This window comes from Streptomyces sp. NPDC041108 (genome assembly GCF_055592645.1).
This window is the reverse complement of the sequence record NZ_JBVIYK010000024.1, coordinates 61,443-85,835: the sequence shown is the minus strand read 5'-3', so window position 1 is coordinate 85,835 and position 24,393 is coordinate 61,443. Positions and strand designations below refer to the sequence as shown.

The following is a 24,393-nucleotide window of genomic DNA, read 5'->3' as shown; positions in this document are numbered from 1 at the left end:
GCGGCGGGCGGCGGTGCGGAAGGTTCCGTGGGGCTGGTCGGGGGTGCCCTCGGAACGGGGGAAGAACTCGTACCAGGAGCCGAACAGGGCCCGCTCGCGTTCCACCAGCAGGGGCAGCGGCTCGGAGGAGGTGACCAGTTCCCGCAGGGGGTGACGGGCCAGGACCTCGTCAACCTCCGGCGCCAACGCCGCCGCCAGCCGGGAGGACACGGGCCTGGCGGTGTCCCGCAGCGCGTCCACGGCGGCGAGCAGGGTGCCCCGTCCGCTCCGGCCCTCGGGAACGCCGTCGGCGGCGCGCTCGTGGAGACGCGCGCCCTCCTCCAGGACGAGTTCGGTGTCGATACCGGCCGGGATCTTGATGCGGGCGTGATGGCGCCAGGTGGTGATCGGATCGCCCCAGCCCTCCACGGCGTAGGACCAGACACCCTCGCTCGGTACGGAGACGGTGGCGCCCCAGCGGTCCGTGCCGGGGGCGAGTTCGCGCATCGGGGCCCAGTCGGCCGGGCGGCCCTCAGGATCCCTGAGCACCACGTTGGCGGCGACCGCGTCGTGGCCCTCCCTGATGACGACGGCCGAGATCTCGAAGGCCTCGCCCACGACGGCCTTGGCCGGACGGCGGCCGTGGTGGACGGTCGGCCGTACGTCGACGACCGGTATCCGGCCGATGGTGGGGGCGCCCAGAGTCCCGGGAGTCTTCGGGGGTGGCGCAGCCGGCGCGGGCGAGCCCTTGCGCGCCCGGCGTGCGGGTCGTGCGGCGGCGCTCTCCGGAGCGGCGCTGGAGGTACTGGTCGTCGGGGGTGGTGACGAGTGGTGCGTGGCGGGCATGACCGCTCCTGTCCGCGTCAACGTGGGTGGGCGGATAAGGGTGTGGGGAGGTGGGGCCAGCGGGACTACCGGTGGAGCCTTCCCACACGGTGCGGGTGGGCATTCCGGCACTTTGTTAACTACTCACGCGTATGTCTACACACAAGACCGGCCTCGTCCGAAGGGGCGAGGCCGGTCACTGTAGTCGCTCTCGGTAAAGAGACCTTCACCTCCGGTGTTACGGACTCCTACGAACGGTCGACCTGCAGAAGCCTGTTCGGGGAGCCCGCCTTCCTCTTCTTCACCTTGCCCGAAACCGCTCGCTCAACCAGGAACCCGGCCACGTCGGCCGGTGAGGCCCTCGGACGGTCGGCCAGATACAGGGCCGCCGCGCCCGCCGCGTGCGGGGCGGCCATGGAGGTACCGGAGTGGGTGGCCGTCCCGGTGTCGCTGCGGTGGGAGGCGGAGGCGACGGACACGCCCGGGGCGAACAGGTCCAGGCTCGGGCCCCAGTTCGAGAAGCCGGCGCGGACGTCCTTCTTGTCGGTGGCGCCGACGGTGATCGCCTGCTTCACACGGGCGGGTGAGTAGCGGCTCGCGGCGAGGCCGTCGTTGCCCGCCGCGACCGTGTAGGCGACCCCGGACGCGATGGAGTTGCGTACGGCCGCGTCGAGCTGGGCGTTGGCGGGGCCGACGAGGCTCATATTGGCCACGGCAGGCTTCCCGGCGTGCCGGGTGACCCAGTCGACACCCGCGATGACCTGGGACGTCGTCCCGCCGCCCGCGTCGTCGAGCACACGTACGGAGACGATCCGGGCCTTCTTGGCGACGCCGTGGGTGGTACCGGCGACGATGCCCGCGACATGGGTGCCGTGGCCGTTGCCGTCCTGCGCGGTCCGGTCGTTCTGGACGAAGTCCCAGCCGTCGGCGGCCCGGCCGCCGAACTCCTCGTGCGTCACCCGTACGCCGCTGTCGATCACGTACACGGTGACACCCCTGCCCGCCGACCGCGGCCAGGTGTAGCTCCTGTCGAGCGGCAGGTCCGGCTGGTCGAGGCGGTCCAGGCCCCACGCGGGCGGGCCGGGCCGTGGCCGGCCGTCGCCGGTGCGGTCGTAGGTGACCTTCGTGTCCTGGACGACGGAGGCCACGCGGGAGTCCGCCGCGAGGCGCCTGGCCCGGGTCTCGTCCGCCGTCACGGCGTAGCCGTTCAGGGCGGCGCCGTACATGTGGCGTATTCTCACCCCGTACGTCCCCGCTACGCCCTTGCCGGCCGCCGACGTGGCCAGGATCCCCGCGCCGAGGGTCACGATGTAACTGCCGTTGACGGAACCGGGATCGCCGGCTCCGTGGACGACTCCCTCCGCGGCGGCCCACGCGGGCAGGGTGCCGGCCGCGAGCACCGCGGCGGTCATGACCGCCGTGAGCCCTCCCGCCCGGCGCGCACGCCTCGCTCTTGCCTCTCCCGGGTGACGCATGTGTGCCAACCCCCTCCTCGGACCGGGTGACGCCACGGGGCAGCCTCTCGTGCGGCGTGAAGTGCCACAAGGCCGCACCGAGGGAGGTAATCGGCCATATCCCCTGTGGAGTACATGCGCGGGTACGGCCGATTGCCGCCGCCTCGCGGTTCGGTGCGGCGAATTCAGGACTGAACGCCCGGGAAGGGACTGCCCGACGGGGCGGCCGGGGTACGGATGCGCCGTAATCGCATACCGGGGGACGCCCCGTGGTTACCGGGCCCCCACGCCGCTACCGTCGGGGGTGACGAACGGCGCACAGCGGAGTGCGTCCCCCCGGCCCGTACGTCCTGGCGCGAAGGTGGAACCCTCTGTGAAGGCCATCCGCAGATTCACCGTCCGACCCGTCCTCCCTCAAGCCCTGCATCCGCTCAGCGAACTGGCGCGCAATCTGCGCTGGTCCTGGCACGCGGAGACCCGTGACCTCTTCCAGTCGGTCGACCCCGAGCGCTGGGCCTCGTCCGGCGGCGACCCCGTGCGCCTCCTCGGTTCCGTCCCCACCCGGCGTCTCGCCGAACTCGCCGAGGACCGGCGTTTCCTGCGCCGGCTGACCACCGCCGCCGACGACCTGCGTGACTACGTCGGCGGCGACCGCTGGTACCAGGCCCAGGCGCAGACCTCCGAACTCCCGGCCGCCGTCGCCTACTTCTCGCCCGAGTTCGGCATCACGGCCGCGCTGCCGCAGTACTCCGGCGGCCTCGGCATCCTCGCCGGCGACCATCTGAAGTCCGCCAGCGACCTCGGCGTCCCGCTGATCGGCGTCGGGCTGCTCTACCGGCACGGCTACTTCCGGCAGTCCCTGTCCCGCGACGGCTGGCAGCAGGAGCACTACCCGGTGCTCGACCCGCACGAACTGCCCCTGGTGCCGCTCCAGGAGGCCGACGGCTCGGCGGCCCAGGTCGGCCTGGCGCTGCCCGGCGGCCGCCGGCTGCACGCCCGGATCTGGCAGGCCCAGGTGGGCCGGGTGCCGCTGCTGCTGCTCGACTCCGACGTCGAGGACAACGACATCGGCGAACGCGGCGTGACCGACCGGCTGTACGGCGGCGGCAGCGAACACCGGCTTCTGCAGGAGATGCTGCTCGGCATAGGAGGTGTGCGGGCCGTACGCGCGTACTGCCGGCTCACCGGCCACGCCGGGCCCGAGGTCTTCCACACCAACGAGGGCCACGCCGGTTTCCTCGGCCTGGAACGCATCGCCGAACTCGGCGACGAGGGGCTGGACTTCGACTCCGGTCTGGAGGCGGTCCGCTCCGGCACGGTCTTCACCACCCACACCCCCGTCCCCGCCGGCATCGACCGCTTCGACCGTGAGCTGGTCGCCCGCCACTTCGGCCCCGACGCCGAACTCCCGCGCATCGACGTCGGCCGCATCCTGGGGCTCGGCATGGAGACGTACCCCGGCGGCGACCCGAACGTCTTCAACATGGCGGTGATGGGGCTCCGGCTCGCCCAGCGCGCCAACGGCGTCTCCCTGCTGCACGGACAGGTCAGCCGGCAGATGTTCTCCGGGCTGTGGCCGGGCTTCGACCCGGACGAGGTGCCCATCACCTCCGTCACCAACGGCGTGCACGCCCCGACCTGGGTGGCCCCGGAGGTCTTCCGTCTCGGCGCCCGGCAGATCGGCGCCGAACGGACCGAGGACGCCATGAGCGTCGGCGGCTCGGAGCGCTGGGACGCCGTCGGTGACATCCCCGACCAGGACATCTGGGAGCTCCGCCGCGATCTGCGCGAACAACTCGTCGTCGAGGTGCGCGAGCGTCTGCACGCCTCCTGGCGGCAGCGCGGCGCCGGCACCGCCGAACTCGGCTGGATCGAGGGCGTCCTGGACCCGGACGTCCTGACCATCGGTTTCGCCCGCCGCGTCCCCTCCTACAAGCGCCTGACCCTGATGCTGCGCGACCAGGACCGTCTGATGGACCTGCTGCTCCACCCGGAGCGGCCGGTGCAGATCGTGATCGCGGGCAAGGCGCACCCGGCGGACGACGGCGGCAAACGCCTGATCCAGGAACTGGTGCGGTTCGCGGACGACCCGCGCGTCCGCCACCGGATCGTGTTCCTGCCCGACTACGGCATGGCGATGGCACAGAAGCTGTACCCCGGCTGCGACGTCTGGCTGAACAACCCGCTGCGCCCGCTGGAGGCGTGCGGTACGTCCGGCATGAAGGCCGCGCTGAACGGCTGTCTCAATCTGTCCGTCCTGGACGGCTGGTGGGACGAATGGTTCCGGCCGGACTTCGGCTGGGCGATCCCCACGGCGGACGGCACGGCGACGGACGAGGACCAGGACCGCCGGGACGACGTGGAGGCGGCGGCCCTGTACGAGCTGCTGGAGCAGCGGGTCGCCCCGCGCTTCTACGAGCGCGGGCAGGGCGGTCTGCCCGACCGCTGGATCGCGATGGTCCGCGAGACCCTGACCCACCTGGGTCCGAAGGTGCTGGCGGGCCGCATGGTCCGGGAGTACGTCGAGCGCCTGTACGCCCCGGCCGCCCGCGCCCACCGCTCGCTGGTCCCGGACGCGGCCCGTGAGCTGTCCGCGTGGAAGGCACGGGTGCGGGGGGCCTGGCACCGGGTGGGCGTGGACCATGTGGAGACCTCGGCGGCGCCCGCCGGCACGGCGGCCGAGCTGGGCGCGACGCTGGTGCTGCGCGTCCGGGTGGGCCTCGGTGAGCTGGTCCCGGACGACGTCGAGGTCCAGGCGGTCTCCGGCCGCGTCGACTCCGACGACCGCATCACGGACGCGACGTACGTCCCGCTGAAGCCGGTGAACGGCCCCGACGAGGAGGGCCGCTGGGTCTACGAGGGCCCCCTGTCCCTCGACCGCACCGGCTCCTTCGGCTACACGGTCCGCATCCTCCCGTCCCACCGCCTGCTGGCCTCCACCGCCGAACTGGGCCTGATGACGGTGCCGTCGGCGGAGCTGGGGGAGGGGGCGGGGGTGCTGCTGCGGTAGGGGTGCGCTGGTGGCCGCGTCCCGTACGGGGATGACCTGTGCGGGGCGTTTGCCATCCGCAGGTTCGGACGAGCCGCTTGACCGGATCGGTGATCCGACCCATGCGTGCCCGATCACCACGCGTAACAGTTCGGCAAGCGCTACTGCCGCTACTTGGCCTGTTCTTGTCATCCAGTCATCCCACTGCGTGGAGACGGCGCCTGAAACTTGCCGAGTTCACCAAGGGGATGGGTGATCTGCCGACTGCGCGGTGGTCTTTGCGGACGTGGATGGTGGGGATGGCGTGTTTTGCATGTTTAACGTTGAATCGCATACGTAGAGTGGTCATGTCATGAATGAGTGGGCATAGGGGTGGTGGCTGACATTCGCCCACTGTCATCGCAGGTCAGGGCCCTCTGTCACTTCGCGTTGTGATGCGGGTCACATTGACGACCAGAGCTGAGGTGGCGTTAGCTCGCGGGACCTATGAAGGTTCTGTGACTTGTGTGACTACGGGGTGGGGTCGTGGTGTTGAGGCGGGGGCATCGCCATGTTCATATGCGAATAGATCGTTGTCGTCGTGTGGTCGGCGGGATCGCAGCGGCGGCGACGTTGCTGTCGCTGTTGCCTGTTGTCTCGGTTGCGACCGCCGGTGATGCTACGGCCGCTTCAAACAGGAAACTGGCCGATCAGTCGGCGTCGGCGCGGGCCGCGGCGACCGGTGAATCCGTCGAAGTGCCGTCCGAGCGGACCGAGTACACGACGACCGTCGCGAACCCTGATGGCACCTTCACCCTCACCCAGTCGACGCAGCCTCAGCGAGCAAGAGACGAGAACGGCACCTGGCAGGACATCGACGTCACGCTTGAAGAACGTCCCGACGGGACGGTCGGTCCGAAGTCCGCCGTCGTGGACGTGGCGTTCTCGGGCAGGGGCGACGGGTCGGGTCTGGTGCGCCTCGGGCGGGATGGCCAGGAGCTCAGGATGGGCTGGCCCACATCCCTCCCCGCCCCCACGCTGGACGGTGCCACGGCAACGTACGCCAATGTGCCGGTCGAGGGCGTGGACCTGCAGATGACGGCGACGGCCGAGGGGTACCGCGAGGTGCTCGTGGTCAGGTCCGCCGAAGCCGCTGACAGCGCCGAGTTGGAGAAGATCAGCCTCACGGCCACAGGTTCCGGACTGAGTATCGTGCCCGGAGAAGGCGGAGGCCTGCGGGCGGTCGACGCCGACGGCAATGCCGTGTTCCGAGGACCAGCGGGACAGATGTGGGACTCGGCCGGCACCGGCGCGGAGGCCGGACCGCGAACTCAACTCCTGTCCAGGGCTGCTGCGGATGGATCCGAGGCCGAGACTACTGGAGAGGATCTCTCCCATCCCGGAGAGGGGGATGCCAGCGCTGAACTGCCGGTGACCGTGGGCGAAGGCACCGTCTCCGTGAAGCCGGATCTGGAGCTTCTCCGAGGCCGGGATACGGTCTACCCGGTCTTCATCGATCCGCCCGTCGGGCTGGGTGTCTCCGAATGGACGAAGCTGTCGTCGGACGGGGACAAGTTCTGGAAGTTCACCGAGCCCAAGGGCGTCGGGCGCTGCGGCGTCGCGGACGGGTACGCCTGCGGATCCGGTTACACCGACCGCATGTACTTCGAGTTCGGTCCCGGCAAGCTGGCGGGCAAGCATGTGCTGGACGCGACGTTCAAGGCGAAGGAGACGTGGTCCTTCAACTGCACTCCGTACTGGGTGGACCTGGAGCGAACCGACAACATCTCGGAAGGCACGCGCTGGCCCGGCCCCAGACAACTCGACCAGATGGGCGACAAGTACGTCTCGGCGGGCCGCGGTGATCTGTGCAGCCCTGAACAGCCGAACGAGTGGGTCGAGTTCAACGACAACCCCGGTGAGGCGGACGAGAATCTCACCTCCACCGTACGTGCCTTCGCGGCGGGCAAGTTCCCCCGGCTGACGCTGATGCTGCGGGCCAAGGACGAGACCGAGCCGCGTGCCTGGAAACGGTTCGACAACAACGCCGAGCTCAAGGTCTGGTACGTGCACAAGCCGGGGGTACCGACCACCGTGGGCGCGATTCCCGGGACCGGGAGCAAGACCGGTCCCTGCCGACCCTCGTCGGATCCGCTGACGGTGACAGTGCTTGCCCCCACTGTGCACGCGAGGGTGCAGACCCTCGTGCAGCCGGGCGCGGACGAGACGGCGTCCGCCCTGCAGGCCGAGTTCGCCATGCAGCGTTCCAGCAATGACACGGCCAAGGGAACTTGGTCGCAGGTGTGGAGCGGGTACAGGCCGGCTGAAGGATGGGCCACGGATGGCGACTTTCTGTCGATACCCACGTCAAACCGGGCAGACGGAGGTCTGTATCGATTCCGTGCCCGTACCCAGTCCCACTGGAGCTACAACGGCCGGTCCGGTGACCTGTTCTCTCCGTACTCCTCCTGGTGCTACCTGCGGATCGACTCAACCGCACCCAAGGCGCCGACCATCGTGTCCGGGCAGCCGTACACCGAGTGCACGGTCAATGCCTGCGCGCCGCACGGCGCCCCCGGTGTCGCGGGAACCTTCACCTTCCGACCGAACGCGGCCGACAAGGATGTGAAGGCCTACCGCTGGCGCTTCCTCTCCACGGGCGCGAGTGCGACCAAGCAGGTCAATGCCGCGACCACAAACGCGCCGGTGACTCGGAAGGACGTCACACCCGGTCTCTCCGGCATACAGACCTTGTCGGTGGAAGCCAGCGATCTCAAGCTCGACAAGGACGGACGCGTGCGCTGGGGACCGCCCGCGGAGTTCGACCTCAAGGTGGGCCTGCCCGAGGGCCCGACGGGCCGTTGGCGGTTCGACGACGGCAAACCGGGCTCCGGTGTGACAGTTGCCAAGGACACGGGTGAGGCTGGCGCACGCCATGAAGCCGTACTGCGCGACACGGCGGGTACTGGCTGGTCGACGATGGGCCGTCGTGGCGCGGGCGACTACTCGCTCTGGCTGAACGACAGCACGGACCCGGCCAAGCAGACCGGATACGCGTCGACCGACGGGCCCGCCGTCAACACCCAGGACTCCTTCACCGTGTCGGCGTGGACATACCTGACGGACGGGTCCGCGAACAAGACCGTGCTGTCCGCGCCCGGCGACCGAGGTTCGGCGTTCACCCTCTACTACTCGTCCGCGTTCAAGAAGTGGGTCTTCAACCGGACCGACCAGGACAAGGACGCCCCGGTCTATGTGCGCTCGGTGGCTGACGAAGCCGATCCTCCGCTGCGGGTCTGGACGCACCTGGCTGCGGTCTTCGACGCCAAGAAGGATGCCGACAAGGCCAATGACACCATCCAGCTCTACGTGAATGGGAAACCTCAGGGAGAGCCGATCGTGCTGTCGCAGGCGGCTTCGACGTACACGCCTTGGGCGGCGGACCGAAACCTCATGGTGGGCGTTTCGAAGGTCGGCGGAGCGTATGGCGAGTACTTCCGCGGCCGGGTGGACGAGGTGGCGGTGTGGCAGTACGCCCTGCCTGACGAGGAGATCCGGGTGGAACAGGAGCTCAGGAATGAAGGGGTGCCGACCAATGAGCTCGTCGCCCACTGGGACGCCACGATCTCGTCTGGTGCACAGGTGTCCGAGAGCCCTGAGGACTCCGATGACCCGGCCAGCACCTCCTTCCCGTACCGACGCGGCGGTCTGACCTTGGCCGGCGGTGCTGCGCTGTCCGGCGAGGACGCCACGGCACTCGTGCTCAACGGCACTTCCGGTTATGCGTCGAGGACGGGCCCGGTGGTCGACGAGACCGGATCCTTCACCGTGTCCGCGCGCGTGCGGCTCGACAGGACTCTGTTGGAGTCCAAGCCGGACGGCTATCGGGGGGTGATCGCGGCGCAGGCGACTCCGGTGGGCAAGGAGTCCTCTTGGGCCGTGTGGGTGGAGAAGGTCGAGGGCGGTGTCTACCTGTGGAAATTCGGGCGTACGGCCGTCGATTCCACCGGGAAGGTGGTCGACACTGCCGTAACTGTGGCCCAGGAGCCGGTCGGTGACCACGAGTTTGGAACGTGGGTCGATGTGACTGGAGTCTTCGATGCCACACAACCCTTCAGCGCCATTGATGGCTCGCAGGGTTTCGGGGTGACTCGGTTGTACGTCGGTCAGTTCCCCCAGCAGAGCGAGGATGACAACGGCCTGGAAGCCGCTCAGCAGGGTTCGGGTCCGCTCTCGGTCGGTAGAGGTACGGCCAACGGCACCACCGGTGGCTACCTGCCAGGCGACTTGGCGAAGTTCCGGGTGTGGTCGGGCGCCATGCCGAAGGAGCAGGTAAAGAGCCAGATCGCTGAGCCGTCCACGTAAATCGCGCAGGCATGGCGCGAAGCGCCTCCCGCGACCCTCTTCCACTGACCTTTCAACGGCGCGCAGCCGCTTACCCGGAGCCGCCGCCGCAAGGAGACTTGTCATGACCCAGTTCGCTCGAGGCTCGTCCGGAGCGGCGAGATCCGCACCGGCCAGACGCTTCTGGACCCGGCGCATCGCCTCGCTGGTGGGCTTCGCCATGCTGCCGGGCCTGCTGACACCGGTTGCCTTCGCCGCGGACGTGGATCCGCTGGGCAGGCCGGACCTGGAGACCCCCAAGGCGGCCAAGGTCTCCCCGTGGACGGTGGCAACGAACAAGAAGGTCGCGGCGCTCTCGGAGAAGATCGAGGTCGCCAACCGTGCTGCGGCGAAGCGTGCCGGTCAGGACCGTGCACGAAAGGTCACCTGGCCTGCCAGCGGCTCGGCGACACTCTCGTTGCATGGATCGGGCAAGGCCAAGGGCACCCCTGGTTCGCTTCCCGTCACGTTGACCGAACCGAAGGCGTCCAAAGCCAGGAAGCAGTCGCGCACCGCCGACGCCGTCAAGGTCGAGGTCCTCGACCAGAAGACGGCCGCGAAGCTCGGCATCAAGGGTGTGGTACTCAAGGTCACTGGCCCGAAGACAGGCGGTCAGGCCCAGTTGGGCCTTGACTACTCGGCGTTCGCCTCCGCCTACGGCGGCGATTGGGCCGGCCGTCTCAACCTGCTGAGCTTCCCCGCATGCCTGCTCAGCGACAGCGGCACGGCGAAGTGCCGTGCTCCCAAGCCCTTGACGGCGATCAACAACCGTGTTGACGAACGTCTTTCGTCGACGCTGACCTTCAAGTCGGCCACAGCGAGTGGCCAGACGATGGTCCTCGCTGTGGCGGCAGGCACCCAGTCCGGAGGCGGTGACTACAAGGCAACCCCACTGTCGTCGTCCTCGACCTGGGAAGCAGGTAGTTCGTCCGGCACGTTCACCTGGTCCTACCCGCTGCGTACGCCGCCGGCCGCGGCCGGTCCCGCCCCCGGTCTGTCGATCTCGTACGACTCCGGTGCCGTGGACGGCCGTACAGCCAACACGAACAACCAGAGCAGTCAGGTCGGTGAGGGCTTCGACCTCACCTCCTCCTACATCGAGCGCAAGTACGGTTCCTGTGACGACGACGGGCAGGACGACAAGTTCGACCTGTGCTGGAAGTACGACAACGCCTCGCTGGTCCTGAACGGCAAGGCCACCGAACTGGTCAAGGACGACACCACCAAGCAGTGGCGCCTGAAGAATGACGACGCCTCCACGGTCACCCACTCCTTCGGCGCCGACAACGGCGACGACGGTGACGCCAAGACCGACACCTCGGCGGGCGACAAGGGCGAGTACTGGACGGTCGTCACGGGCGAGGGCACCAAGTACGTCTTCGGCCTGAACAAGCTCGACGGGGCGGGCGCCGACGACCGTACGGAGTCGGTGTGGACCGTCCCGGTCTTCGGCGACGACTCGGGCGAACCCGGCTACAGCAGCGGCAGCGGCTTCTCGGGCCGGGAGAAGAAGCAGGCATGGCGCTGGAACCTCGACTACGTCGAGGACACGCACGGCAACGCGATGAGCTACTGGTACCAGGCCGAACGCAACCACTACGACATGCTCGGCGACGACACGACCGGCACCGAGTACGTGCGGGGCGGATACCTCAAGGAGATCCGGTACGGCCAGCGCAAGGGGGCCCTCTTCTCCGCCACTCCCACGGCGTCGAACAAGGTCGTCCTCGACTACACCGAGCGCTGCGTCGCATCGGGCACGGGCTGTGACGCGCTGACGGAGGACAAGCGGGACAACTGGCCCGACGTCCCCTTCGACGCCGTATGCAAGAGCGACGACAAGTGCACCGGCAACACCGGACCCTCGTTCTTCACCCGCAAGCGGCTGACCGGCATCACCACGTACGCGTGGAACGCAGCCGCGACGACACCCGCGTACGCTGCCGTCGACACCTGGGCGCTCCAGCACAGCTACCCCGACCCGGGCGACACCGGCGACTCCGCGGACCAGTCCCTGTGGCTGAAGGAGATCAAGCACACCGGCAAGCGCGGCACCGACCTGGCTCTGCCGCCGGTGACGTTCGAGCACACGCTGCTTCCCAACCGTGTCGACGGTCAGAGTGACAACATCCTCTCCTTCGACAAGCCGCGCCTGAAGAAGATCACGTCCGAGGCGGGTGCGGTGACGCTCGTGTCGTACATGGAGGCCGACTGCGTCCACGGGCAGACCATGCCCAAGGTCGACGAGAACACCAAGCGCTGCTACCCGGTGTACTGGTCACCCAACGGGGAGAAGACCCCGATTCTCGACTGGTTCCAGAAGTACCCGGTCACGTCCGTGACCACCTCGGCCCCGGACGGCGGCACGGAGGCGGTCCAGCACACCTACCAGTACTCGACGCCCGCCTGGCACTACAACCACGATCCGTTCGTCCCGGCGAAGGAGCGCACCTGGTCGGCCTGGCGAGGCTTCCAGCGCGTCACCCACCTGACAGGCACCAGCGGCACCGCCCAGCTGAAGACGGTCACGGTCTACATGCAGGGCATGAACGGAGACCGGGTCCTCGGCACGGACGGCCGGACACCGCACCCGGACAACCGCAAATCGGCATCGGTGACGGGCATTTCCGCCGGCGCGGCCACGGACCACGACCAGCTCGCCGGCTCCGTGCGTGAGTCCGTCACCTACAACGGTTCTGCCGAGGTCTCCGGAACCATCAGCACCATGTGGTGGCAGAAGACCGCGACCCAGCACAAGTCCTACGCCGACACCGAGGCCTACATGGTGCGCGTCGCGGACACGACCGACCGCACCCGGGTGACGACCACCGGCACCGCCGTCGACCGAGCGCATCGGGTCTCCTACACCTACGACGACTTCGGCATGGTCAGCACGACCGAGGACGAGGGTGACACAGCCGTCACCGGCGACGAGAAGTGCACGCGCACCTGGTACGCACGCAACGCCGACAACGGCATCAACTCCCTGGTCTCCCGGAATCGTGCGGTCGCCAAGACGTGCGCCACGGCGGACTCGGCCCTCGACCTGCCTGCGGACGCGACCCGTCCTGGTGACGTCATCTCCGACACGGCCACGGTCTACGACGACGCCACCGCCACGGCCTGGTCGGCATCGCAGAAGCCCACGAAGGGTGAGGCGGTCTGGGCAGGCCGTGCCAAGTCCTACGGCAGCGACGACGCACCGGCCTGGCAGAAGGTCGCGACCACGACGTACGACGCGTTGGGCCGTCCTCGCGCGGTCAAGGACACCAACGACTCGCTGGTCACGGACACCGCCTACGTCCCGGCCGGGCCCGGGCCGCTGACCTCCAGCAGTGTCACCAACATCAAGGGTCACAAGGCCACCACCGCCGTGTCCTTCGCGACCGGCGCGCCCCTCAAGGTGACCGACCCCAACAACAAGATCACCGAGACCGAGTACGACAGCCTTGGCCGTGTCACCAGCGTGTGGCTGCCCAACCGCCTCAAGTCAGCCAGTCAGAAGGCGAACTTCGTCTACGCCTACAACATCACCAACTCGGGCCTGTCGTGGGTGTCGACCGGCGCCATGAAGGGTGACGGATCGGGCTACAACACCACGTACGAGTTCTACGACAACCTGCTGCGCACCCGGCAGGTCCAGACCCCCAGCCCGGTCGGTGGACGCCTGATCTCGCTGACCCGCTACGACAGCCGCGGGCTGGCGATCAGCGCGCAGGGCGACATCTGGGACGACACCTCCGCCCCTTCGGGCACTCCGGTGCAGACGGAGGGCAGCCAGGCCCCGATCCAGACCGACACGACGTACGACGGCGTCGGCCGGGCCACCAAGACGGTCACGAAGGCACACGGCGTGACCCGCTGGACCACCGAGGCGACGTACACAGGCGACACGGTCACCACGTCCGCCCCGCCCGGCGGCCAGGCCACCGCAGTGATCAGCAACACCCTCGGCCAGACGACCGAGCGCCGCGAATACGCGGGCCCGACGCCGACAGGCACGGACTACACAACGACCACCTACACGTACACGAACGCGGGCCAACAGGAGAAGATCACCGGCCCGGACAAGAGCGTGTGGTCGTACACCTACGACCTGTTCGGGCGTCAGCTCACCGCGACAGACCCCGACAAGGGCACGGCGAAGTCGGTCTACGACAGCCTCGACCGCGTCGAGTCCTCCTTCAACGTCGAGGAGGAGGGCAAGAAGCTCCTCTACGGATACGACGAGCTGAACCGCAAGACGGGCCTGTGGCAGGGCACGAAGACGGACGCGAACAAGCTCGCGGCCTGGACCTTCGACTCGTTGGCCAAGGGGCAGCCGGACACCGCGGTCCGCTATGACGGCGGCTCGGCCTCGGCGGGCAAGGCCTACACGAAGAAGATCACGTCGTACGACCCCCTGTACCAGGTCAAGGAGAGCCAGCTTCTGCTCCCCGAGACGGATGCGCTGGTGGCGGCGGGTGTGCCGAAGACGTTGTCCTTCGCGACGGGTTACCGCCTGGACGGGACGATCAGTATGACGTCCCATCCGGCGGCGGGTGGCCTCCCTGCGGAGCAGGTCGGCTACGAGTACAACGCGACGGGACAGCAGATCAAGTCGGCCGGTGCGACCGGCTATCTGCAGGGCGCGGTGTTCTCCCCACAGGGGGACCTGCGTCAGTTGGCCCTGGGCAAGGACGGGGCGGCCACGGCGAAGAAGGCGTACCTCAACTGGGTGTACGAGAAGGGCACGCGCCGCCTGACCCGCTCCTTCGTCACCGACGACGTGCACGGCTACATGCCGCAGGAGCTGCAGTTCACCCAGGACGACGCGGGCAACGTCACGTCGATCTTCGACGCCTCCACTCAGGGCGGCACGACCAAGCCCGACTACCAGTGCTTCACGTACGACGGCCACCGCCGCATGACGGAGTCCTGGACTCCGAAGACGGCCGACTGCGCGGCTTCGGGCCGCACGACGTCGAACCTCGACGGCGCGGCCCCGTACTGGACGTCGTACACCTACACCGGTGCCGGTCAGCGCAAGACGGAGACCAAGCACTCGGGCACGGGTGACAGCACCACGACATACACGTACGACGACACCAGCGCGGCCGGCGACAAGAAGCCCCACACCCTGGACAACACGACGGGCGCCACGGCGGCTGCCTACGACTACGACGTGAACGGCAACACCACGTCCCGCCCTGGTCCGAAGTCCACCCAGTCGCTCCTCTGGAACGGTGAGGGCAAGCTGGCCAAGACGACTGAGGGCACGGCGGAGACGAGCTACCTCTATGACGCCGACGGGGAGTTGCTGATCCGTCGCGCCAAGGGTGACGGCGACACGATTCTGTACCTGGGCGGTACGGAGGTCCGCCTGACGGTCAAGGGAACGGCCAAGACCCTGTCCGGGACGCGGTACTACACGGCCAACGGCCAGACGATCGCGGTCCGCACGGCGGTTGCCGGCACCTCGGGTACAAAGCTGAGTTTCCTGGCGGCCGACCATCACGGCACGTCCAGCCTCTTGCTCGACGCGACGACGTACGCGGTGACGAAGAGGTACACGTCGCCGTTCGGCGCCTCACGTGATCTGAAGCCGGGTGTCAGCTGGCCGGACGACAAGGGTTTCCTGGGCAAGTCGGCGGACGCGGGTACAGGGCTGACCCACGTCGGGGCCCGCGAGTACGATTCGAATACGGGCCAGTTCATCAGCGTCGACCCATTGCTGGAACTCGACAAGCACCAGACCCTTAACGGCTACACCTACAGCATCAACAACCCCAGTACCTTCTCCGATCCGTCAGGCCTCGGCTTGAAATGTGGAGGAAAGGACGATCCGGCTTGCCCGAAACGCCCTGACGGGACGAAAGGAAACGGGCGTCCCAACGAGGCGGTGGATTACACCAAGAGGGGTGGGACGGCCAGCACCAACAGTTCCGGTGATACTGCGGATAACAATTCAGGCTGCACGCAAATATGGTGTACGGGGCCGATTCAAGGGCCGCTGGATACTGATTACGTCGTGCGCGGAGATGTGTCGAATTTGAGTAAATTCCCCCCTGTCTTCAACTTCGGTAAGCTAATCAAAGGCATCAAGGATGTTTTGACCTATGAATATCGAAGCTCTGGCTGTTACGGGGTAGCAAGTGATGGGGGTATAGGGGCTCCGTGCCCAGAACCCAAGATTGGGACGTTTGAGATCGGCCCCGGTGGGCTCCTCGGGAGAGGGGGGAGGGTACCTGTTCCTCCGAAAGGCAGGCCTATCGGCTTCCCTAGTTGGAAAAAGGTCGATATCGACATGACTCATATTCTTGATCGGCATACTGCTTCAGGTAAGACGTATCAGCAGAGTGTTAGGGAAGTCGAGAAGTCGGGTGGAGTGAAGTATAAGGATAAGTTCTATGATCACATGAGTCCTGAGCAAGTGGAAAGGGCAGTTCGTCAGGCATATCGAACTGCGGATTCTCCGATCAAGGTGCAAGGGGATCGCTATAAAATGAGAGGCTCAAGCGGTGGGATGACTATAGAATTCTGGTACAATAGGAGAAGTGACCTGATTGAAACTGCTTATCCGGTGGGGCGTGGGTAATGTTTGATCTTATTGTGGAGATTGAATCGCTGGAGCGCGCCAGATCCGGCGCGATTTGGGGGAATGTGTGGCATGAATTTAATGGTCAAGCATTTCCCCATAGGCGATGGAACGACATGGTCATCCCATATGTTCTGGCGCTCGCGCACGGTGTGCGCACGGCATTGGATGATGAAAAGTCTCAAGTGATGTTTTTCGACGGCCCCTTCTCGGTCCAGCTTGTGCCGGATGGGCCTATTGTTCGATTGACTCCTGAGGGGGTGGCTGGTCTCCTTGGTTGCGACGTAGAGGCTAAGGAGCTGTCCTCCAAAGTGGTGCGAGTGGGTAATGAGCTGATCGAAGCGTGTGGACAGAAAGGGTGGGGTGGCGACGACGATGTTTGCCAATTGAGGTCTGCTATACACCAACTTGGCTAGCTGGATGGGGTTCAGTCCTTCTTGGTAACTGTTCATTGCGGGCGATATTAGTGGCGAGTTCAGGAATCGCGTCTATCAATATTTCCGTGATGCGTTCCGGATTTCAGTAACCACTGCATGAGCTGCGTTCTCATTGCGTGACCGTGATCCACGATCAAGGATCTGACGCCTCGTTGTCCATGCCGCATGAACTTGCAAGGGAACCCCGGCGAAGATGCCCGGTCGGAGACACCTCTCCCGCTCAGGCCTGATCCTTCCGGAGATCCGGTCTGTTACGTGGTGTGGCACTCCTGTGAGTTGGTGTCGCCAGATCGCCTCTAACGAGCTCGTGCACGGTAAGTGGTGGGACGTCGAGAACTTCGTTGTGGCCTGTGTTCACGTCTGCGGTGTCGGATCCAGGTCCGTGATCTGCTGGTGGGACAGCAGGCTGGCGACGGCCTGGACGGTGTCGCTGATGTGCTCTCGGCGACCGAGGTGTCGGGCCTGGGCCCGCCAGTTTTTCAGGTGGGCGATGCCGTGTTCGACCCGGATGCGGCGTGAAGAGTGAGCTTTGCGCTGTCGTTCGTGCATCTCCTCGTACCAGTCCGGGGCATTCTTCTTGAATTTGCGGTGTGGTGGTGTGATCATCCGGCCGCCGGTCTGTGTGCCCAGTCCCTGGTAGCCGGCATCGGCGAGGATCTCGACCGCGGGCCCGTCGGCCAGGAGCGTGACCAGCCCTAACTGGCGGGCGTGGGTGATGTCCGCACAGCTTGCGGGCCGGGCCGGGCCGGGCTGCACCACAGCACGCGGCCTTCACCGTCGGTCACGATCATGGGCTGACGGCATTCTGCTTGTTCTTGCCGGAGATGAACGTGTCCCGGTCCTTGCGTCCGGTGGCGGGCCGACGGACGCGGATCTCGGTGCCGTCGATGATGCCAGTCGTCCCGCTTGAGCCGAGGTGGTCGACGACCTCGGCCAGGGTCCGCAGCCGTACTCCGGGGCTGACCGTGCAGCCTCGCTCGGCGAGCAGGGGCCGCACCTCGCTGATGGCCCGGGTGGTAGTGGAGCGGTCAACGCCGAACCAGCAGGCGAGCACGTCGTGGGTGGTGGCATGCCGGAGGTGCACGAGCGTGGCCAGGAGCCGATCGACGAACACCAACCGGTGCTTCGCGCCCGCGCCCACAGCGCGCTTCCGCGGCCGGGACGCAAGCTTGGCCTGGTGCCGTTCGTGCCACAACGGGCCCAGCTCTGCGACGAGTTCCGCGATCACGTTGGCCGACAGGCCCGTGATCCTCCGGTCGCTGGTGATCGCTGCACGAGACGCGTTCCCCACCACGCGACCATGATCGACGATCAGAGGCTCGACGCCCCACCGCTTACCGTGCACGAGCTCGCTAGCCTCGATCGTTCATGAGTCCTCGTCTGTGTGCTGACGGGGACTCTGTGTTTGTGTGGTGCGGTCTTGTTGTGGACCGTCTCGACCAGTCCTTCATGCGGGCGAAGGTGTGCTCGACGCGGGCCCTTACCTGCTTGTGTGAGCGGTTGTGCTTCTCCTTCCAACCCGGGAGGTCTTCGCCTTTGCGGCGGCGGTGCGGGATGACCAGCCCGGTGCCCTGGTAGCCGCTGGCGGTGATGGTCATCGTCTTGCCGGCGGCCTTGGCGCCGGATTCCTCCCAGCCGCGGGAGTCGTGTCAGTTGCCCGGCAGGTGCCGGCCGACCGCGGCGACCAGGCGGGTGTCGGCATCGATGACCACTTGATGGGCCGTTGAGTAACGATAGTTTTTCGATTGCTCTGTGATCGTGTGGTCCCGGGTGGGCACCAGCGTGCCGTCGGCGATGCGCGCGGTGTCCTTCGCGAACCGCTTTCTTGGATGGAGTGCGAGAAGCGGTCCGAGGTGGTCGATGATTCGGTCAGCCGCCGACTTGGAGACGCCGAACAGCGGGGTAATCTGGCGCATCGTCAAATTCGTACGGCCAGTACATAGGGACCAGCAGGATCCGGTCCTCCAGAGACAGGCTCCACGCTCGGCCGCGGTGCCTGTCGGCCGCACCCTCGCGGCGCACGATAGGCACCAACTTGCCAAAGCAGCGCGGGGTCAGCCCGGGAAACGGGGCCGTCCAGGACGGTTCCGATGCCGTGATCACGCCTGCCATCGCGAGATCATCCCACCTACGGCCAGGTATTACAGGAAAGCGTCGGGCGACCCTGTGATCGGTCCATGGCGAGGACCGACGCCTCAAGTACCTCTGAGCTGCGGACTAGAAGCAAGGTTCCTCATCCGTCCCGAGGACGACCTGGCGGCAGAGGCCGAGGGGCTCCTTGAGCGTGGCTGGCTGACCCAGGACACCAAGGACCGGCTGTGGCTCACCCCAGAAGGGGAGCACGCGTACGTCGACTGGGCCCGCAATGCTCCCGCGGTCCGCGCCGCCCTCCACGAGGGCATCGACGATGAGGACTACGTCACCACGGTGAAGGTGCTCCAGCGGCTGATCCGCAACGCGGGCGGGACGGTCGCCTGATGGACCGCAAGCCCGGAGCAAAGCGCCCCGGTCCGGATACTCAAACCGATCTTTGCGGGACAGCCACTAGTTAGACAGAATCTGGGTCGCAGCCCAGTACGTGGATTCACTCTTTCGGCTCCTCCACCAGCCGCCGCAGCACCACCCCGCACCGCCGCGCGTAAGCCTGCTGCAGCCCCCGCGTCGCCGCCCCGCCCGCCCGTGCGTACCACTTGGCGCCGCGGCTGAAGGCCGAGATCGTCAGCCAGACGGTGCCGTCCCCGGTGCGGTCGACGATGAACGCCTCCTCGCCGCATTCCGGGTGGCCCGGCAGCGTGCCGTACGCCCAGCCCTTGCGGCGGGGCTCGTCCACCGTGTAGACGATGCGGCAGGGGGCCTTGATGACGCCGCCGAGGGTGACCGTCACGTCGACGCCGGGGGCCGCCTCGGGGGCGGAGGCGTGGATGCCGACGCCCAGCGCGCGGTGCATCTCCCAGGTGCGTACGGCGTGCGCGGCCCGCTCGAACACGTCCGTGCCCTCGCCTATGCGGGAGCGGACGTGCAGGCGGTTGAAGTCGGGCGGGCAGTGACCCTCGCGGGTCGCGCCGACCGCTTCGTAGGTGAAGGGGCCCTCGGGGAGCGGGCCGTGTGATGCGGGCATGGCGCAAAGCCTAGGGCGGCACCCGGCGTCGCCTTCTCGCCGGGTGCCGCCCCAGTCACCTATCCCTGCACCACCACGTCAGGTCAGGCGTTGACGTTGACCGCCGCCCACGCCGCGTTCACCGCCGCGTACTCGGCGCTGGAGGCGCCGTACAGGGAGGAGGCCGCGTTCAGGGTCGCCGTGCGGGCGCCCTTGTAGTTGGTCGTCGAGGTCATGTACGTGCTGAGCGCCTTGTACCAGATCTGGATGGCCTTGGCGCGGCCGATGCCGGTGATCGTGGCACCGTTGGAGGTGGGCGAGTTGTACGAGACGCCGTTGATGGTCTTGGCGCCGCTGCCCTCGCTCAGCAGGTAGAAGAAGTGGTTCGCCGGGCCCGACGAGTAGTGGACGTCCAGGCTGCCGAGGGACGAGGACCAGTAGTTGGCCGAGTCGCCGTCCTTGCTCGGCTGGTCCATGTAGCGCAGCGGGGTGCCGTTGCCGTTGATGTCGATCTTCTCGCCGATGAGGTAGTCACCGGGGTCGCTGGCGTTGGCCGCGTAGAACTCGACCGCCGTGCCGAAGATGTCGGAGGTGGCCTCGTTCAGGCCGCCGGACTCGCCCGAGTAGTTCAGGCGGGCGGTGTTGGCGGTCAGGCCGTGGCTCATCTCGTGCCCGGCCACGTCCAGCGAGGTGAGCGGCTTGGTGTTGCTCGTGCCGTCGCCGTACGTCATGCAGAAGCAGCTGTCGTCCCAGAAGGCGTTGACGTACGCGTTGCCGTAGTGGACCCGGGAGTACGCGGCGACGCCGTTGTTCTTGATGCCGTTGCGGCCGAGGACGTTCTTGTAGAAGTCCCAGGTGACCTGGGCGCCGTAGTGGGCGTCCACGGCGGCGTTCTGGTCGGTCGAGGAGCTGGAGATGCTGCCGGTTCCCCAGACGTCGTCGGCGTCGGTGAAGAGCGTGCCGGCCGACGACGAGGTGGAGCGGGCCTTGTTGTACGTCTTGTGGCCGCCGCGGCCGGCGTCCGTCAGGTTGTACGTGGAGCCCGACAGGGTCGTGCCGAGGGTGACCGAGCCGTTGTACTTGCTCTTTCCGGAGCCGGTCTGGACGGCCTCCCACTCGTACAGCTTCTTGCCGGTCTCCGCGTCGGTGATCACGTGGAGCTGCTGCGGGGTGCCGTCGTGCTGGAAGCCGCCGACGACCGTCTCGTAGGCGAGCGCGGGCTTGCCGCTCGCCGCCCAGACGACCTTGCGCGGGGCCTTGTCGGCCTCGGTCTTGGTGGAGCCCTCGGCCTTGGCGGCCTTCAGTGCCTGCTTCTCGGCGGTGGCCTTGGTGACGTCCGCGGTGAGTTCGGCGACCTCGACGGTGGCCTTGGTCGCTCTGGTGACGCTCTTGATGGCGCCGGCCTTGGACTCGTGGACGACCAGGTCGCCGCCGAGGACCGGGACGCCGCCGAAGGTGCGCTCGTAGCGCGTGTGGACCGTGCCGTCGGCGTCCTTGATGACGTCACGGACGACCAGGTCCTCCTTGGCACCGAGACCTATCTCGTCGGCGGTCTCGGTCGTGGCCGCGTCCGCCTTCTTGATCAGGGCGGTGCGCGCGGCGGGGGTGAGCGCGACCGGGGCACCGGCGGGCTTGGCCTTGTCCGCGACGGGCGCGGGCTGGGCGGTGGCGCCGGTGGTCAGTCCGGTGGTCAGCAGTGCACCTGCGGCGACAGCGGTGGCGATGGCCAGCGTGGTGCGACGGCGACGCGCGTAGAACGGAGTCACTCATGCTCCTTGGTGGGGGAGGCCGGACGGCCTGGGGAGTCGTCCGGGTATCTGGGTTACGAGTGCGGCGGGTGGGTGAAGCGTGCCAGTAGGGCGCGTACATGTCAGGAGGGCAAGGTGATGTTGGCCGAAAATCAACAGTCCGGAAATATTGCGGCCATGTAAAACCGCTCCGACCACGGCAAAGGCGTGACCAAGGCGCGGCAAAGCGGCTCCCGGAGAACGGCAAAGAAGGCGCCGCCCCGGGGGAGTTGGATCCCCCGGGGCGGCGCCCTGTCACGTCACGCTCACGACGGGCCCCCGTGGACGAGGAGCCCTGCCGCGACCTACGGGAACGTCAGCTTCCAGCTGTTGATGTAGCCGGTGTCCCGGGCCGCGTTGTCCTGGACCCGCAACTGCCACACGCCGTTGGCGACTTCGGACGACGCGTTCACGGTGTACGTGGTGCTGATGTTGTCCGCGCTGCCGCCGGTGCCGTACGCCTTCAGCGTGTAGGCCGTGCCGTCGGGGGCGACCAGCTGGACCTGGAGGTCACCGATGTAGGTGTGGACGATGTCCACGGCGACCGCGAGGTTCGAGGGCGCGTTGCCGGTCCGGCCGGAGACGGTGATCGGCGAGGTGACCGCCGCGCCGTTGTCCGGAATCGATACGTCGGTCGTGCTCTCGAACGACGTACCGCCGCCCCCGCCGCCGCCGGGACGCGAGCCCACGTTGATGCCGGCCCACGCGTTCTGCACCGCCGTGTACTCGGCGGACGTGGTGCCGTACAGCTCACCGGCGACCGCGAGCGTGCCGGTGCGGGCCGCCGCGTAGTTGGTCGTCGACGTGAACTTCGTGGTCAGCGCCTTGAACCAGATCTGCTCCGCCTTGGCGCGGCCGATGCCCGTCACGGGGAGGCCGTCCGAGGTGGGCGAGTCGTAGTTCACGCCGTTGATGGTCTTGGCGCCGCTGCCCTCGGAGAGGAGGTAGAAGAAGTGGTTGGCCGGGCCCGAGGAGTAGTGCACGTCGATCGAGCCGATGCCCGAGTACCAGGAGTCCTTGGACGAGCCGTCCTTGCTCGGCTTGTCCATGTAGCGCAACGGCGTTCCGTTGCCGTTGATGTTGATCTCCTCGCCGATGAGGTAGTCACCGACGTCGGAGGAGTTCGCCGCGTAGAACTCGACCGTGGAGCCGAAGATGTCCGAGGTGGCCTCGTTCAGACCGCCGGACTCGCCGGAGTAGTTCAGCCCGGCCGTGTTGGACGTGAGGCCGTGGGTCATCTCGTGCGCGGCCACGTCGATCGACGTCAGCGGGTTGGCGTTGCCCGAGCCGTCGCCGTACGTCATGCAGAAGCAGGCGTCCTGCCAGAACGCGTTGACGTAGTTGTTGCCGTAGTGGACCCGCGAGTAGGCGCCGACGCCGTCACCGCGGATGCCGTTGCGGCCGTGCACGTTCTTGTAGTAGTCCCAGGTCAGTGCCGCGCCGTAGTGGGCGTCGGCGCCGGCCGACTCCAGGTTCGACGGGGAGCCGTTGCCCCAGACGTCGTCGGGGCCGGAGAACAGGGTCCCGGTGCCCGAGGTGCCGCGGTTCAGGTTGTACGTCTTGTGGCCGCCGCGCGCGCCGTCGGTGAGGTTGAACGTCGAACCCGACTGCGTGGTGCCGAGGGTGACCGAACCGCTGTACACCGTGTTGCCGGTGCCGGTCTCGACCGCCTCCCACTCGTACAGCTTCGCCCCGCTGGTGGCGTCGGTGATGACGTGCAGCTCCTGCGGGGTGCCGTCGTGCTGGAAGCCGCCGACGACCGTCTCGTAGGCGAGGACGGGCTTGCCGCTCGCGGCCCAGACGACCTTGCGGGGCGCGCGGTTGACCTCGGGGTTCTTGGCCTTCTCCGCCTTCGCGGCACCGAGTGCCTGCTTCTCGGCCCTGGCCTTGGTCACGGTGGGCGTCAGCGACGACACCGCGATCTTCGCCTTGGTGGCCTTGACGACGCCCTTGGTGGCGCCCGCCTTCGAGGTCTTCACGACGAGGTCGCCGCCGAGGACCGGGAGGCCGTCGTAGGTCCGCTCGTACCGCGTGTGCACGGTGCCGTCGCGGTCCTTGACCACGTCGCGGACGACGAGCTTCTCCTTCGCGCCGAGATCGAGCTTCCCGGCGGTCTCCGCCTTCGTGGCGTTGGCCTCGCGTATCAGCTCGGCCCGCTGGGCGGGGGTGAGCTTCATCGAGACCGCGCCCGGGTTGGCCTTGCCCGCCGCCGACGGTGCCTTCTCCGGGGCGGCGGAGGCGGCGCCCGACTGGACGGCCGCGGCCAGCAGGGCGGTGACGGCGACGAGCGCGCCGGCGGCCGCGCGCCGACGGGCGCTGTGGCCGAAAGTGTTACCGGTGTGGGAGGTGCGTCTGTGGGACTGGCGTCTCAACACTGACTCCTTCTGCATGGCCGCGGGGGGCGCGGCCAGGGGAGACCGGGCGGCTGGTGGCCGCCCGGGCAGAACAAGGTGTGAACTGGTGAACGCTTAAACCACATGCGTGGGGGGTTGCTTCGCGGCACGGCCGGCCCCGCTGTGAGGTTGCTGTGTCGCGGTTGTGGGCAGAGTGGCAGGAGACCGTGGGTCCTGTCAGGAGCGCGTCAAGAAGTTGGCTGGAAATCGTCCGTTGCCCGGTTGGTCATGTTCGCTATACGGACTGTTCGCCGTCTGTCATGCGAGGCGCTCCAGCGCCTCGGCCGCCGTGAACTCTTTCAGCCGCTCGGCGAGGGGCGCGTGTGCGTCGCAGAACCAGACCGCGTTCTCCGGGTGTCCGACCCAGCCCTCGTCGTACGCGGGGGCCGCCCGGGTCGCGCGGAAGTACACCAGGGTGAACTTCCCGAACGGAGCGGTGCCGAGCGGGTCGGGAGGACAGACGGCACACATCGGCGGCATCGCGGGACGAGAA

General features: G+C 67.5%; 12 protein-coding genes and 2 pseudogenes. 5 read left to right on the top strand and 9 right to left on the bottom strand.

Going from position 1 to position 24,393, the window contains the following annotated elements:
- Both ACZ6BB_RS38570 and ACZ6BB_RS38565 read right to left on the bottom strand, forming a co-directional pair.
- Nucleotides 1-825, bottom strand: an 825-nt coding sequence (locus ACZ6BB_RS38570) for a maltotransferase domain-containing protein (RefSeq protein WP_471619772.1), incomplete at its 3' end; no start/stop codon positions are given.
- 227 nt (nucleotides 826-1,052) lie between these two features.
- Nucleotides 1,053-2,279, bottom strand: coding sequence for a S8 family peptidase (locus ACZ6BB_RS38565; protein WP_471619771.1), 1,227 nt, complete (start codon nucleotides 2,277-2,279; stop codon nucleotides 1,053-1,055).
- 352 nt (nucleotides 2,280-2,631) lie between these two features.
- Here ACZ6BB_RS38565 and ACZ6BB_RS38560 point away from each other — a divergent pair, with 352 nt between their 5' ends.
- From ACZ6BB_RS38560 to ACZ6BB_RS38545, 4 genes are all read left to right on the top strand, one after another.
- A complete protein-coding gene (locus ACZ6BB_RS38560; protein ID WP_471619770.1) occupies nucleotides 2,632-5,268 on the top strand; it encodes a glycosyltransferase family 1 protein in 2,637 nt (878 codons plus the stop codon).
- Between the two features lie 537 nt (nucleotides 5,269-5,805).
- Nucleotides 5,806-9,591 carry a laminin G domain-containing protein gene (locus ACZ6BB_RS38555; RefSeq protein ID WP_471619769.1) on the top strand — a complete coding sequence of 1,262 codons (3,786 nt, stop codon included), beginning with the start codon at nucleotides 5,806-5,808 and terminating at the stop codon, nucleotides 9,589-9,591.
- A gap of 103 nt (nucleotides 9,592-9,694) precedes the next feature.
- Nucleotides 9,695-16,186, top strand: coding sequence for an RHS repeat-associated core domain-containing protein (locus tag ACZ6BB_RS38550; protein ID WP_471619768.1), 6,492 nt, complete (start codon nucleotides 9,695-9,697; stop codon nucleotides 16,184-16,186).
- A gap of 14 nt (nucleotides 16,187-16,200) precedes the next feature.
- Entirely contained in the window at nucleotides 16,201-16,602 is a 402-nt protein-coding gene (locus ACZ6BB_RS38545; protein ID WP_471619767.1) for a hypothetical protein, read from the top strand.
- A 375-nt stretch (nucleotides 16,603-16,977) separates the two neighbouring features.
- Here ACZ6BB_RS38545 and ACZ6BB_RS38540 read toward each other — a convergent pair whose 3' ends face one another.
- The 3 genes and pseudogenes from ACZ6BB_RS38540 to ACZ6BB_RS38530 all read right to left on the bottom strand — a co-directional run bounded on the left by ACZ6BB_RS38540 (nucleotide 16,978) and on the right by ACZ6BB_RS38530 (nucleotide 18,735).
- Complete coding sequence (locus ACZ6BB_RS38540; RefSeq protein WP_471619766.1) at nucleotides 16,978-17,382, bottom strand: transposase family protein; 405 nt, start codon at nucleotides 17,380-17,382, stop codon at nucleotides 16,978-16,980.
- 28 nt (nucleotides 17,383-17,410) lie between these two features.
- Nucleotides 17,411-17,914, bottom strand: coding sequence for a helix-turn-helix domain-containing protein (locus ACZ6BB_RS38535; RefSeq protein ID WP_471619765.1), 504 nt, complete (start codon nucleotides 17,912-17,914; stop codon nucleotides 17,411-17,413).
- A gap of 61 nt (nucleotides 17,915-17,975) precedes the next feature.
- Nucleotides 17,976-18,735 (bottom strand): annotated as a pseudogene (locus ACZ6BB_RS38530) (transposase).
- Nucleotides 18,736-18,858: 123 nt separating this feature from the next.
- On the opposite strand from ACZ6BB_RS38530, the pseudogene ACZ6BB_RS38525 reads away from it, so the two are divergent.
- Nucleotides 18,859-19,101: pseudogene (locus ACZ6BB_RS38525) on the top strand (MarR family transcriptional regulator); the annotation flags it as partial.
- Nucleotides 19,102-19,207: 106 nt separating this feature from the next.
- Here the strand turns inward: ACZ6BB_RS38525 and ACZ6BB_RS38520 are convergent.
- From ACZ6BB_RS38520 to ACZ6BB_RS38505, 4 genes are all read right to left on the bottom strand, one after another.
- The gene (locus ACZ6BB_RS38520; RefSeq protein WP_471619764.1) at nucleotides 19,208-19,741 is read right to left on the bottom strand and encodes a DUF1990 family protein; all 534 of its coding nucleotides are present in this window, start codon (nucleotides 19,739-19,741) and stop codon (nucleotides 19,208-19,210) included.
- 83 nt (nucleotides 19,742-19,824) lie between these two features.
- Nucleotides 19,825-21,486, bottom strand: a complete 1,662-nt coding sequence (locus ACZ6BB_RS38515; protein WP_471619763.1) for a M4 family metallopeptidase — start codon at nucleotides 21,484-21,486, stop codon at nucleotides 19,825-19,827.
- Nucleotides 21,487-21,812: 326 nt separating this feature from the next.
- Nucleotides 21,813-23,897, bottom strand: a complete 2,085-nt coding sequence (locus tag ACZ6BB_RS38510) for a M4 family metallopeptidase (protein WP_471619762.1) — start codon at nucleotides 23,895-23,897, stop codon at nucleotides 21,813-21,815.
- 261 nt (nucleotides 23,898-24,158) lie between these two features.
- Nucleotides 24,159-24,380, bottom strand: coding sequence for a hypothetical protein (locus ACZ6BB_RS38505; protein ID WP_471619761.1), 222 nt, complete (start codon nucleotides 24,378-24,380; stop codon nucleotides 24,159-24,161).
- Nucleotides 24,381-24,393 lie beyond the last annotated feature (13 nt).